At 68.0% G+C, this 13,327-nt stretch carries 8 protein-coding genes and 2 pseudogenes; 6 read left to right on the plus strand and 4 right to left on the minus strand.

The features are described from left to right. Positions 1-273: 273 nt before the first annotated feature. Positions 274-925: pseudogene (locus ACZ68P_RS35590) on the plus strand (transposase family protein). A gap of 297 nt (positions 926-1,222) precedes the next feature. Continuing rightward, on the plus strand, positions 1,223-3,067 hold the full coding sequence (locus ACZ68P_RS35595) for a hypothetical protein (protein ID WP_471013438.1): 1,845 nt from the start codon (positions 1,223-1,225) through the stop codon (positions 3,065-3,067). Between the two features lie 2,496 nt (positions 3,068-5,563). Here ACZ68P_RS35595 and ACZ68P_RS35600 read toward each other — a convergent pair. Further along, the gene (locus ACZ68P_RS35600; RefSeq protein WP_471013440.1) at positions 5,564-5,917 is read right to left on the minus strand and encodes a hypothetical protein; all 354 of its coding nucleotides are present in this window, start codon (positions 5,915-5,917) and stop codon (positions 5,564-5,566) included. 575 nt (positions 5,918-6,492) lie between these two features. On the opposite strand from ACZ68P_RS35600, the gene ACZ68P_RS35605 reads away from it, so the two are divergent. The 3 genes from ACZ68P_RS35605 (at position 6,493) to ACZ68P_RS35615 (ending at position 8,613) form a co-directional block, all read left to right on the plus strand. Then, positions 6,493-7,020, plus strand: a complete 528-nt coding sequence (locus ACZ68P_RS35605) for a DUF6879 family protein (RefSeq protein WP_471013444.1) — start codon at positions 6,493-6,495, stop codon at positions 7,018-7,020. A gap of 29 nt (positions 7,021-7,049) precedes the next feature. Then, complete coding sequence (locus tag ACZ68P_RS35610; RefSeq protein WP_471013448.1) at positions 7,050-7,901, plus strand: helix-turn-helix domain-containing protein; 852 nt, start codon at positions 7,050-7,052, stop codon at positions 7,899-7,901. Positions 7,902-8,217: 316 nt separating this feature from the next. After that, the gene (locus ACZ68P_RS35615; protein ID WP_471013451.1) at positions 8,218-8,613 is read left to right on the plus strand and encodes a DUF6415 family natural product biosynthesis protein; all 396 of its coding nucleotides are present in this window, start codon (positions 8,218-8,220) and stop codon (positions 8,611-8,613) included. Positions 8,614-8,864: 251 nt separating this feature from the next. Here the strand turns inward: ACZ68P_RS35615 and ACZ68P_RS35620 are convergent, their stop codons facing one another. Then, positions 8,865-12,149, minus strand: a complete 3,285-nt coding sequence (locus ACZ68P_RS35620) for a DUF7824 domain-containing protein (protein ID WP_471013453.1) — start codon at positions 12,147-12,149, stop codon at positions 8,865-8,867. Between the two features lie 88 nt (positions 12,150-12,237). On the opposite strand from ACZ68P_RS35620, the gene ACZ68P_RS35625 reads away from it, so the two are divergent. After that, on the plus strand, positions 12,238-13,020 hold the full coding sequence (locus ACZ68P_RS35625; protein WP_471013456.1) for a transposase: 783 nt from the start codon (positions 12,238-12,240) through the stop codon (positions 13,018-13,020). On the opposite strand, the gene ACZ68P_RS35630 is transcribed toward ACZ68P_RS35625, so the two are convergent. Together ACZ68P_RS35630 and ACZ68P_RS35635 are read right to left on the minus strand one after the other, a co-directional pair. Next, positions 12,995-13,210 (minus strand): hypothetical protein, encoded by a 216-nt coding sequence (locus ACZ68P_RS35630; protein ID WP_471013458.1) that lies wholly within the window; start codon positions 13,208-13,210, stop codon positions 12,995-12,997. The two genes, ACZ68P_RS35625 and ACZ68P_RS35630, sit on opposite strands and share 26 nt — an antisense overlap. A gap of 36 nt (positions 13,211-13,246) precedes the next feature. Next, positions 13,247-13,327: pseudogene (locus tag ACZ68P_RS35635) on the minus strand (IS5/IS1182 family transposase); the annotation flags it as partial.

Below are 13,327 nucleotides of genomic sequence, written 5' to 3' on the forward strand. Positions count from 1 at the left end.
AACACCGCCAACGACCGGGGGCTCTGCCACGTCACCACCCCAGCTGACCAGGCCTTATAGCCCTTCAGGGGCAGGATGAAAAAGGCTCACTGAGCCTTTTTCAGAGTGGCCATTGATCGAGTGACCCGGGCTGGGTCAGGATGAGGACCGCAACGCGCAGGGCTCCCATGCCGGTGGGGGGTGTTCAAAGCCTCAACCCAACGGCGCAGGAGGGTTGTTGGTTCTCCGTCTGCCGCACTTGACCTGCCTCCTGCTCTGCTCCAGTGGGTATCGATGCTCATCGTCACCCGTGAGGGTGACCGACGCTGTAAGCCCCCGCGCCACCAGCCGGCGCTCGTGGGCCTGGTCTACCTTCGCCGGCACGACACGCTCGCGCAGATGGCATATCCGTCGGCATCGCCCACGCTTACGTCCAGGCCGTCGTTGAGCACCTGTCCCGACGGGCGCCGGGCCTGTTGCGGGTCCTGCGCGAGGCGGATCCGGATTACGTCCTGCTCGACGGGATGCTTGCCGAGTGTGACCGTGTCGGCGACAGCCGGAGCGGCTTTTCACAGAAGCACCGCTGTGACGGCGTGAAGGTGCAGGTCGTGGCCGATTCCGTGGGTAACCTGCTGTGGATCTCACCCGCGCTGCCCGGCCGCACCCACGACCTGACCGCGGCCCGAACCCACCGCATCATCCGGATCTGCGAACGCCAGGGCATCCTCGTCCTCGCCGACCGCGCCTACATCGGAGCCGGCCCCTGGGGGACCACACCGATCAGACGGCTCCCGAACCGGGACCTCACCACGACCCAGCAGACGATCCCGGCCTGTCGGCGGCACGGGCACCGGTCGAACGAAGTGTCGCGCGACTTAAGTCCTGGCGCATCTTCCGAGGAGCCCGCTACAGGCCCCCCACAGCCGTCCTCATCCTCGAACGTTAACGCTGAAAATGCTCACCGTCAGACCTGGATGCTCTGACATCTCCGGGGTCTTCACGGCCGGTTACGGCTGCTGGGGGCTGTCTGCGTGTTCTTCCTGCCGGCGCGCGAGTGTCGGGTGGGGAGAGGATGGGTGTGGAGGTTCCCGATAAGGCTGATGTGGGGGGACGATGGGGATGAGCGCATGCCGGTTGGCGGGTTTTTTCCTCTTTGGATTGTTTGCCTGCCTGGTGGTGCTGGTGTGCTTGCCGTGGCCGGTCATGTGTCCGGTCGCAGTGACTGATCGTGGAGCGGATGCAGATGAGTGAGTACACCTTGGGTGCGGATGTCGGTGCGGCCGCGCAAGGCCAGGGGCAGGAAGCGGTGATCACGGAGGCTCTTGCGCATGCGGCGTCTGGTGCGTGGGCGCAGGCCGCCGCATTCGCGGGAGCCCTGACCGGTCTGCATGTGGACGAGCCGATGTTCCGTGGAGCGGTGCAGCAGGTCGCGGCTCGGTGGCAGTTCGAGGCGGCCAGTGACGAAGACCTCGCGGGAACACTGCTCAATGCCGGCATCGTCACCGCGGGAGCCTTCTGGGAGTTTCTGTCCAATCCCTTCACCGGCAGCGCCTCAAACCCCTTGGAGGGCTGGGATCAGGACCTTGCCTGTCTGCAGTCCATCAGTCAGGGCGACTGGGACGCCGCGTTGTCCTGGGCCGCATGGGGATTGGGCGGACCGGGCAACGCCGACGCCACCCTCCTCATAAACGCCCTGAACCAGACATCCCGAGTCCTCAACATCCCCCCCACCCCCCAGTACACCGACCTGGCCGCGTACCTGGTCACACTCGCCCCCACCAGCCCCGACATCCTCCAAATCTGGAGGAATGCCCTCCTGCACACCGTCACGCAAGTCCAGCCCGCCGCACCTAACCCCACGGCCACCACCCAGAACACCGCCACAACCACCACCAGCACCCCACGCGACCACACCGTCCGACCCAGTCGGGCGGACCTGGAAATCCTCGGTGCGATCTACCACGGCAAACACCGCACCCCCAAAAGCATCGCCACCGCCCTGCACATCACTACCGATAGCGCGTGTAAAAGGCTGAACGATTTGGGGAAACGGGCGGGGATGTCGGAGGAGGGCTGGTCGGCGGTGCTCGCCTTCCTTATCGATGATCTGGACAACATGTGTGGCATCTGGGCCGGCGTGAATCCCATCACCCTGCCCGCCCCCCAGGGCAGCGCCGAGCAGAACCACGATCGATCCCAGTACCACAGCGCCCCTACTCTAGTGGAGCGGGTGGTCCTCGGTGCGATCTACTACGGCAACCACACCGCCGAAAGAATCGCGACCGCTCTGGGCACTGATACCAACAGGGTGTATGTCTGGCTGCGTAATTTGGGGGAGCGGGCGGGGATTACGGCCGAGGGCGGGGCGGCGGTGCTCGCTGTCCTTATCGCTGATCTGAACAAAGGCATGGAAGGCATCTGGGCCGGCCTGAACCCCGCCCACCTGCCCACCCCCCAGGAAGGCGCTGAGAAGATCCGCAAGCGATTCCACTCCCAGGGCGCCCCTACTCTGGCGGACCGGGAGGTCCTCGGTGCGATCTACCACGGCAAACACCGCACCCCCATAAGCATCGCCACCGCACTGAGAAACAAATCCAATATTTCGACTCGGCTGCGTAATTTGGGGGAGCGGGCGGGGATTACGGCCGAGGGCGGGGCGGACGTGCTCGCTGTCCTTATCGCTGATCTGAACAAAGGCATGAAGGGCATCTGGGCCGGCCTGGACCCGGCTACTCTGCCCGCCCCCCAGGTAGGCGCTGAACAGACCCGCGAGCGATCGTACTCCTACGGCGCCCCTTCCCCGGCAGACCGGCAGGTCCTCGGTGCGATCTACTACGGCAACCGCACTACCGAAAGCATCGCCACCGCCCTAAACATCGATGCCAACCATACGTATAACAGGCTGCGTAATTTGGGGGAACGGGCGGGAATTACGGCCGAGGGCGGGGCGGACGTGCTCGCTGTCCTTATCGCTGATCTGAACAAAGGCATGGAGGGCATCTGGGCCGGCCTGGACCCGGCTACTCTGCCCGCCCCCCAGGAAAGCGTCCAACGGAACCACAAGCGCCCTCGGAAGAACCCGAGCTGAACTTGCCCAAGCCCCATCCGCTCCTCCTTTTCTGCCCTTTCCTTCTCCGGGGGAAATAGGGCCCATCATGGGGGGACTGGCTGCTTCACGGGCGTCCCGGTGCTCAGATCGCGCTCTGGGAGCAGTACCACCTGCCGCCCCAATCCTTGGCACTGCGTGTCCATCTGCGGGGAGGCTCGTTATGCAGAACGAAGTGGGCCCGCACGCTCGCTCCGATGAGATCGCCCCCCGAGGCGACGAACGGGCCCTGCCGAGGCGAAGCTGGCAGGGCCCGTTCCGCTGACGGGAGCTGTAGCCGACGGCCCGTTTGGCGCCCCGCGCAGCCGTCAACAGAGTGCTCGCCCTCAGGACCGCCCAGGGTGTTGACACCTCTCAGATTGCCGCACGGCGGCTCCGCCTTTTCTGCCTGCCCGGCGCCTCAGGGGATGACAGGGCGTTCATCAGCACCTGGCTGTGCGTCGTGGCCGGAGGCTCGTGGCGCAGCGCCAGCCCGGGATGTTCCGGCGTCTCACCGCCGACGGTGGTGCCGAGGGGCTCTGACGTCCGTCTCTGGCCCGTGGTGGGTTCTGGTCTTCTGGGGGGCGGTGGGCTGGGGGGTGGGTGTAGTCCCGGGCTGGTGCTCGCCTCTCAGCCCGGGACCACGTCATAGGGCGGCAGCTGGTGTGAGAGCCGCCGGCCGCTGTGGGTCTCCCGCTACCACAAACCCGGGGAGGGGTCCGTCAGCAATGAGTCCGACGAGCGCCTTGCGCGCAAGGCGCTCGTCGCAGAGGACTCCGAAGATCACGGCTTCTCCGCGGGCATCGAGTCGCAGACCGTCGACGGGCACGCGCGCCTGGATGTACGCATCAACGGCGCGCCAACGGTATCGTCCTGGGCTATGCGCCCCAGCTGAGCCCCCAGACAGCCCGAGGAATCCGGGAGTGGGAGGGGTTCCGGCGCCGCAGCGGTATGCAGTCGGTCTGGGACTTCGCCGACCCCGACCACGCAGGCATCGGCACCATTCCCTATGTCCGCACCCCCAACCTGCCGGCCTCCGTCATCCGCGTGCAGGAAACCCCATCGCGGTCCGGGACGGCCACTGCGTCCTGGAGGAGGGCAAGTGCAGTCCAAGCGGCAGGCTCACCCGATGCCCGAATAGGCCCTACGACCCGGAAAACCCAACCGAATCCGGTTACTGCTTGGGCTGGCACAGCGTTCTCGTACCGGCCCACCAGTCGAGCGCCTTCACGGGGGAGGGCGGCCTGACTCTCACTCGGTTCATCGTGGAAGCTGCGGCCGGTGAGCGGATCCCGTTCCAACGGGATGGCCACCAAGGCTGGCTTCCCTTACAGCAGTGGCAGCAGTACCTTGAGGCGAACGGCCCCGCCCTGGACGATAAGGAACACCGCCCGTCCGTACGTCAGGGGGACCGGCGCGACAGGTGTGCAGAGGACCGTCCGGTTTCGGAGGAGCGGGCTGAACCGAAGCAGACACGCGGCAGCCGCTCGATCGTCCTTGAGTCCCGTCCCCGGGAAACCGAGACCGTCAGGGTGGCGGTCGACGCATCGGGTCAGCCGATCCCGCTCTGTCGCTTTGGCTGCGGCCAGCCCGCGAGCATGTCAGGACCCGAGGGGCTGCCGGAGCACTATTCATGCCGCCCGACGACCTGGGGTGTGATCTGTTGGGTACTGCAGGGAACTTCTCCCTTCCGAAGGCGTTTCCCCAGGCCTGGCGCAGGACGGGGGGTGCGGCCGGCGCTGATCGTCCGCCGCGTTTGTGCCTGGCCTGCAGGACCACGGAGAAGCGAAAGGCGCAGGTGGCTGGACGCTGCTGGACACGGACGCCTTTCAGCGTTGTCAGCGCCTGGTCCTCCTGCGCCTGCGTGGCCAGATCGTTGAGCCCGCCGACTACCGGTCGGGGTGGAAAGCCTGAACTCCGGTCTCCACATACAGCTCGGGAGTGAGGGTGAGGAGGCAGCAGCCGGTGGGGAAGGAAGTGCTTGGACGGGCGGCGTGAATGGCGGCCCAGGAGTATCCGGCGTACTGGAACCCGCTCGCGGTAAGAGCGACGGCGGCGTCGAAGGGTTCACCTGGATGAACCGGCGGCTGTCGATGGAGGCGAACAGGCCAAGGTGGCAGACATCCGCGGCGGTCAGGCAGCGCGCCGGGACATACAGGGCACCGAAGCCCTTGCTCGCTTCGTCGTATAACTGCTCCCCGGCCTTGAGGAACGGGCTGCGGGGATCGCGCAGGGCGGTGGCGGTCGTGTGGTCCAGGACAGCGGCGACCGGGTCCGTCGCGCGGGATCCGGAGGCGGCCGCGGGGGTGTGCCGAGGCAGTCATTGTTCCTCCAAAGGAGAAGCTGGGTGGTCGAACTGGGGGGCGTACCAAAGCGGGCTTGTGACGCGGCATGAGGCGATCACGGGTGGGGGCGTGCGGGCGCCCCGCCGTTGTGGCGGGGCGCCCGCGCGCATGCCGAATGACGAGCTGGCCAGGGAGGGGCCTGCTGTCGGTGGATTCAGGCGGGTGGCTGCCGCAGCGTCAGGAGGGCTGCGACGACCTGACCGATCGGCTCGCCGTCACGCAGCCGTCGACGGGCAGCCGTACCGTCGATCAGTACGCCCAGGTCGCCGGCGCCCAGGTCGTGCAGGTGCAGTTGAAGGGCGGCGTCGGGCCGGTGTGCGCCGATGGCGTCCATCCAGCGGCGTACCCCTTCGGGTGAGGGATCAGCTTGCAGCCACCGGCCGGCCAGCTCGGCGGCTTCCTGGCGCGGGCAGCCGGCTTCGAGGAAGTAGTCCACCACCACATGCAGGGCCGAACACCGGGGCGGGCGGTAGCTGAGGCGCCGTTGGAAACTTGGCTTGCGGGTCATGTCGCCGAGGTCGAGGCCCGGCGATTACTGGGGTTGGCAAGCTCGGGAAGCACCGACAGGCTCAGCTCGAGCTATGGAGTCAACGCCTGCGATACAGGCCCATCCCACCCCAACCTGGTCGTGAAGGGCCGAACACGCGTCGGTGTCCTGCGCGGCCGCCTGCGCGCGCAGGACTGAATGTCGCGCCCCACCACCAGGCATGGGCCGGACGCCCCTGAGAACGCCTCCGTACCGCCACGGACGCGATTCCAGCACTCGGCCGCCCGGAGCGACGGGCCAGGATCTCTTGACGGCAGCACCCTGGCGCGGGACGGTCGTCACGCAACTACGCGCAACCGGCACGCTTCGGAGGGGATCATGGCGTTACTTTTCTTCGGCACGGACCCGAACTCGGGCGGAGGGCCCGGCGGTGTGGGTGGACACCGACACTGCTCAGGGCACGGAACTTGTTCTGCAGGGCAAGTTCGCCGACGCGGCGACCCGGGCCACCTGCGGTCAGGACAGTCCGCCCGCCGACGACGAAGGGATTGTCCGGATCCCGCTCAGCATGGTGGAGCAGATCAGGAGGGCGTGCGATGCCGCAGAGGCCCCCGGCTCCCAGGTTTGAGGACCTGCTCGATTCCGCCCACCACCACGCCCTCCACCTGGAGCTCCGCGACGTCTACGCCGTGGCAGAGGAGCACGAGGTCTTCGAGGCGTTCCTGCGGGACGGGAGCGCGCCCGCGGACGACTCGGCGTACTGGAGCGGGTGGCTGCCGCTGGTGGAGCGGACCGTCGCCCGCGGGGTGAAGGTCCGCCGGGCCCGGATCGTGTCCGAGCCCGCCACCGACTACATCCGCTTCGAGCACGCCATCACCGACGCCAACTGCCGCGCCGGCGAACAGGTCCGCTGGATGCCCCGCCGCCGCGCCTCCACCCTCGCCCTGCCCGGCAACGACTTCTGGCTCATCGACGACCGGATCGTGCGCTGGAACCTGTTCTCCGGCGACGGCCAGGCCCTCGAGCCCGACCACACCGACGACCCCCACGCGATCAAGCTGTGCGCCGAGGCGTTCCGCTCGGTATGGGACCTGGCCACCGACCACGCCGACTACCGCATCTGACCACGCACAACCCAAGGGCCACGCACCTCATGACGATCGCCTCCCCCTCGTCCAGCGCACAGGCGGCCCGCGAGGCGCTCGCCGTCCGGCTCACGCACCTGCGCAAGGACGCCGGCCTCACCGGGAAGGAACTGTCCGCTCGGTGCGGCTGGCATCCGGCGAAGACCACCCGTATTCAGAAGGGCTCGGCCGCGCCCTCGGACGCGGACATCCGGATCTGGTGCGGGGCGTGCGGCGCGGACGACCAGGCCGACGACCTCATCGCCACCGCTCGCGCGGTCGACTCGATGTACATGGAGTGGCGCCGCCTGCACCAGGGCGGCATGCGCCAGGTCCAGGAGGACTGGCTCGCCCTGCACGAGGAGACCCGCCACTGCCGCGTCTATCTCTCCAACGTGCCGCCCGGCTTCCTCCAGACCCCGGCGTTCGCCACTGCCCTCATGCAGCAGATCACCCGCTTCCAGGGCACCCCCGACGACGTCGCTGAAGCCGTCGCTGCCCGCGTCGCCCGCTCCCGGTTCCTCTATGAGGGCGGGCACCGCTACGTCGTCCTCATGGAGGAATCCGTCCTGCGCTTCCGCACCGCCGACCCCGAGGCGATGCGCGGGCAGTTGCTCCACCTCATAGCCGTGATGCCGCTCGCCTCCGTTTCTCTGGGGATCATCCCGTTCACCGCACAGCGCACGATGTGGCCGCTGGAGGCGTTCTATGTCCACGACGACACCATGGCCGTAGTGGAGACGCTGACGGCGGAGATCAAGGTGACGCAGCCGCGCGAGGTCGCCGACTACGCCAAGGCATTCGCCGGCCTCGCGGAGATGGCCGTCTACGGCGACGCGGCCCGCGCCCTAATCCGGGCCGCGATCGACGCTCTGAAGTGAACCTCCGCAATTCTCCGCAACTACGTTGAGCGCGTGGACCCTAGCTGCGTAGCGTCGACGGCACCGACGGACCACCAGCCCGAGAGACAGGGCCCCCATGCGCACACACCGACTCCACCGCCCCCGGAGGACCGCGGCCTCCAGTCGCCCGCCCACGGCGTCCCCTTACCAGCCCTGCTCCCTCGCGCGGACCGCGGCTTCGCCCGGTTCCCCAGCCAACACGACGAGGACCAGGACGACGGAGCCGACAGCGGCAAAGCCCCCAGCGATGACCGCCGGCCACCCGCACACGACCCTCCCGGCAGCGAGGCCCGCCATGCACACCAGCACCCACACGGTCCTGTACGACCCCGACGGCCTGATCGAAGCCGGGCTCCCGCTCGATCGCGAACCCTACGAGTACCTCGTCAAAGCCGTCCTCGCATGGACCGGCGAGGACACCCTCACCACCCGCGACCTGGAGCAGATCGCCCTCCAGCTCACCGGTCACGCCCGCGCCGTCGCTGCCGACGTCCGCCGCCGCGCCCACCAGCTGCCCAAGGCCAGCGGCCCCCGGACGCTCGCCGACATCGTCCTGCGCGAGGCCGAAGGTCGGCTGTCCGTACCGATCGAGGGCACCGCGCGCTGCGTCCAGAACCGCGCCCGCCTGGTCCGCGCCCTCTACGAACGGCTGGACCGTCTGGAGGCCGCGCCCGCAATCCGGGTTGTCTGAGCTTCCAGAGGGCTTGCCCGGCCCTGACGGAACGGTGCCGTAAGGCTGCGAGGGGGTTGGTTGCACCCAAGGATGGCTGGACCCGAGCGTCGTCGGCCGCTGCGTGAGGCGACGCCACGCCCCGGTTCTGTGACCGCAGGCTCCCGCGGACTCTTGACCGAAGGCGTACCGGTATTCGCACCATTGACCACGCGTCGCAGGGCTAAATCGAGGGCGTCGTTTCATAGGCTTCGAAGAACGTCACACCACCCTCACACCGACCCGACCAGGGCCAGGGCGTCCCCCAGCCGCCGCGCGCTCTTTACGGTGACCCCCGACCCGCGCCGCGCCGCGAGCTCGGCAAGGCCGTCGACGGGCGGCAGGGGGCGACCGCTGCGCTCGGCGCATTCGGCGGCCAGGATGAGGAGCTTTCCCAGTCCGGCCCCCGCCACCGTGTCGTCGTCGAGCCGGCCGCCGAGCAGGGAGGCCAGCACAACCGCGACGTTGTGGTGGGCGCCGCCCTGCGCCGCCACCGTCAGGGACTCGACAAGTCGGCAGACCTTCAGGACTCGGCCGGCGATCAGTTCGGCAAGGTCGTGGCCGAACTGCTCCTCGTCCAAGTCCTGGCGCGCGGCGAGGATAAGGAACGCGTCGCTGGCAGCGACGCGTTCCTCGGCCCGGTTGGCTCCCAGACCGTGGGCGAGCGCGAGCCGTACAGCCGTACCTGCCGCGCCTTCCGCATCGACCAGTGCGGGAAGGTGCACAGCGGCACTGCGCCGAGAGGACTCCGCCCCTTCGGCGAAGGCGGTCAGAGTGCGGGCAGCGACGAGCTCCCGATGCCGCGGAAGGACCATGAGCCAGTGGGGCATCAGCCGGGGCCACGCGCCTGCCCCGTTGAAGACGCCGCAGTGGTCCCGGTCTGCGACATAGGGGCCGAGCAGATCCCGGAAGGGGTCGCAGAACCCGTCGAGGCGGTCGGCGAAGCCGGGAACGGCGGCTCGCAGACGCCAGGGCTCGGCTCGTTCGGCGCCGTAAGGGGTCTCGGGCTGCCAGGGCTCAAGCGGGGTGCGGACCGTCTCAGGCAAAGCCAACCCGCCGTCACGGAGCCAGCTGGCGAGCCGCAGTGCCTCCGGCGTCCCGAGGGCCGTGGCGGCTATGACGGCCCCCTCGGCGTCCACGTCGAGCGCTACGCGCAGCAGCGCCTGCTCCAGATCCTTCCGGCCGGGGCTCGCCCCGAGACGGTGGTAGGCGGCGAGCCGTTCGACCAGTTCACCCGCGCCGATGACACCGTTCGCCCAGGAAGGGGTGGCCAACAGAAAAGGGGTCGTCTCGCGGTCCCGCAGCCGCCCGATGACCTCGGCCCAACGAGCGTGCATGACCCCGTCGAAGACCTCGTGGCCGCACGGTCTGTCCTGGCGGACCCGGGCGTGCTCCACGTCGGCCGGGAAGACAGCGGTATGGGCGGCGATGACTTCGTCGCTCACCCTGCTCAGGCCCTGAGGAGCGACGGACTCCACAAGCGCCACGGCAGCCATCAGCGGCTTCGCCGCCTTGGCGAGACCCGCCCCAGGATCCGAGGACCGCAAGCCGAAGCTCCGTATCAGCGGTTCGAGGGCCGTGGCGAAACCGGTCCGGTCCCGGTGGGCGCATCGCACCAGCGCGTCCATCGCTCGCTCGCACTCCACCGGGTCGGGGACGCGGGCGCGCAACACGACGGCCAGTTCCTCCACGGCGCCAGCGATGGTGTCGATCGGCGCGGGGAAGGGCTTACGGTCCGGAACCTCAAGTGGCGGCTCCTCGACCGGCTGCCCGGAGGGCGGGCAGGTCTCGTCGTCCCCGAACACGCGCCAGGCTCTGGTGCGAAGGGCGGGGATCAGCTGTTCCACCGCGGTGGCGAGGGGAAGCCGGTGCGCGGTGTCCAGCGCGGCGGCATGCTTCTCGGCGAGATCGAGGGCCTTCTCCTGCACATCGGGGGCCGCGTGGCGGAAGGCATCGGCCAGGAGCGGCACGAGGACACCGGCCCAACCGGGCTCCTTGCGGAGCACCTGGTCGAGGAAGGCGATCGCGGAGATGACAACGCTCTTCTCAGGACGGAACAGGACCTCGCGTGCGCACTGCGCCACCTGGGCCATGGTCAGTCGCCCGGCGGCGGCAAAGGACTTCAGGACCATCATGGCCGCGGAGGCCCGGGGTCCCGGGGCGGTGGCGACGAGCTGGAGTACGGCCGCCACCTGCTTGTCGGATATGGAGCGGCGGGCGCCCTTGAGCGCCACCAGCCCGGCGATCACCGTGCGGACGTGTGCCATCTCCGTCCCCGGGGGCAGGATTCTCAGAGCACCGTCGCGGATCACCTTTATCCACTCGTCCACGACACGGCCCGGGAAGCGGCCTTGACGAGACAACGCCTCGGCCGCGCGCACGAGCAGTGGCCTGCCCATAGTTGGCACAGACACCAGGAGGGTGACCCACCGCTTGTGGTACGGGGCGAACTCCGCTTCCGTGGGCGCTAGATACTCCATCAAGGCGACATAGCCGTCCACGGCGTGACGGCGGGGGTCCGATGAGAGCAGCACGTCCCCGACATCGGCGATCAGCGTCGCGCGGTCGAGAAAACCCGCCCGGGCCGCCACTGCCAGAACCTGCGCTTCCCTGTAGGGCACAGAGCCGGTGGCAGACCCAAGGTGATGCTCCGCTATGCGGTGCTCCTCCGTGATCCCGGGAAGCACGGTGAGTGCCAACGGGTCCCGGCGCAGACGCGTCACAGTGGCCTCCTCGGTGGCGCTCGCCGGATCCTTCGCCTCCTCTGCGTGGTGGAAGACGCAACCGTGAGCCAATCGAGGCTGCGGCTGCACCGAGACGCCCTTGTCCCGTGCGAGCGCGGCGATCAAGGGGTAGTACAGGTCCGCACGCTCGCCTTCGGCAAGACGGCGGGTGAAAACCTCCAGCCACGTGGCGTCGCGGTGGCCGACCACATCGAAGGCGTACGCGGCTCCCACTGTCCTGGTCATCCACGAGGCGGCTTTCCTCGTCATCCACGCCGCTGCGTCCGCGGGATCGGAGTGGCAGGCGAGTCCGGTGAACAGCATCCGGCTGTACCGATGGCACAGGATCTGCCACGGCCTGGCGGGGTCATTTGAATGGATATCGGATCCGTTGAACCTTCGGGTAACTTCCTCGGCCCGGGCGATCAGTTCACCACGCTGTCGGGGACTCAGCTCCACAGCAAGCAGCAGGGGGATTAGTTGCTCCATCGTTCCCCCTTCCAGCACGGCAACAAGGCAGTCGTAGGTCTCCTCGACAGGCTCGCCCTCTCCGGGCAGCGCGGGAAGCACTCTGTCGTCGAGCATGTGCCCGGTAAAGCAGCGCCATGCCCAGTTGAACAAGTGGCGGTGCCTGCCCAACCCGAGACGATCCAGCTGCGAGTAGTAGTCAAAGTAGTCATCGTCGGGAGTATGGGTAACAGACCATCTCGGCTCGACCGCTATCAGCCTGGCGAATTCACCGAGCGCCCCTGACTCGTCGATGTGCTGCTTGACCCACCGTCCGAACTCGTCCATGGCGCCGCCCTCTCCTGTCGTACTGCCTTGGTCTCACCAACCCTAAGGGCTGTCCCGTAAGTGATCTTGCTCTGCGATGATCTCGCCCGTGTCAGGTGTGATCACGGCCTCCGAGTCGGTCTGGATAGCCCCGTTCACCGGGCTGAGCCCGCGCGCCTTCGGCAGGTTGCTGACCGCGCTGCGTCGTGAGGGTGCTGGCTCCTCAGGCCGAGGCCGGCCATGGAAACTGTCGTTGGAGGACCGGGTGCTGCTGGTCACCGCGTATTGGCGGACGAACCTCACGATGAGGCAACTGGCCCCGCTGTTCGGTGTGTCGAAGTCGGCTGCGGACCGGGTGATCGATGACCTCGGCCCGAGGCTTGCGCTGCGTCCCCGCCGGCGGTTCGCCAAGGAAGCGGTGCTGATAGTGGACGGCACCCTGGTGCCTACCCGGGACCACAAGGTCGCTGAGCAGTCGAAGAACTATCGCTATTCCACCAACCATCAGGTGGTCATCGACGCCGACACCCGCCTGGTCGTGGTGGTCGGCCGACCACTACCAGGCAATCGCAACGACTGCTGGGCCTGGGCAGAGTCCGGCGCGAAGGCCGCCGTCGGCAACACGATGACCATCGCCGACGGCGGCTACCCGGGGACTGGGCTCGTGATGCCGCACCGCCGCCGCAAGGCAGAGGATCTACCCGACTGGAAACAGGCTCACAACAAGTCCCACAAGCAGGTCCGCGCCCGCGTCGAGCACGTCTTTGCCCGAATGAAGGCATGGAAGATCCTCCGTGACTGCCGCCTGAAGGGCGAAGGCGTTCACACCGCCATGCTCGGCATCGCCCGACTGCACAACCTCGCCGTCACGGAACGAGCTGGCTCCGTCTGACGCTGAACTCGTCTTCCCCGGTGGAGGCGGTGATGCCATGCACGGAGGTGGAAACAGTGACGATGGGGTCGTCCTCCAAGTCTGCTGTCGCGGTCTCGACCATCACGCAGGCGACGCTCACTGCCAGCGGATAGTCAGAGCACGGCCCGAGCTCCTCTGCTGTACCGAAGGCCGGGGCCTTGTCGACCAAGGACCAACGCTTGCCCCTCGCGTCACTGAGCCTTTTTCATCCTGAATAGTTGCAGGTCAGGAGCGTGTGGACGGCTTGGACGATGGTGCCGATGCGGCGTGTGGAGCATCGGGCTCG

The organism is Streptomyces sp. NPDC036822 (assembly GCF_055609145.1).

Bases quoted from the DNA above. Each gene is read 5' to 3' on its own strand.
- ACZ68P_RS35595 (WP_471013438.1), top strand. From the start codon at position 1,223: ATGAGTGAGTACACCTTGGGTGCGGATGTCGGTGCGGCCGCGCAAGGC.
- ACZ68P_RS35600 (WP_471013440.1), bottom strand. From the start codon at position 5,917: ATGACCCGCAAGCCAAGTTTCCAACGGCGCCTCAGCTACCGCCCGCCC.
- ACZ68P_RS35605 (WP_471013444.1), top strand. From the start codon at position 6,493: ATGCCGCAGAGGCCCCCGGCTCCCAGGTTTGAGGACCTGCTCGATTCC.
- ACZ68P_RS35610 (WP_471013448.1), top strand. From the start codon at position 7,050: ATGACGATCGCCTCCCCCTCGTCCAGCGCACAGGCGGCCCGCGAGGCG.
- ACZ68P_RS35615 (WP_471013451.1), top strand. From the start codon at position 8,218: ATGCACACCAGCACCCACACGGTCCTGTACGACCCCGACGGCCTGATC.
- ACZ68P_RS35620 (WP_471013453.1), bottom strand. From the start codon at position 12,149: ATGGACGAGTTCGGACGGTGGGTCAAGCAGCACATCGACGAGTCAGGG.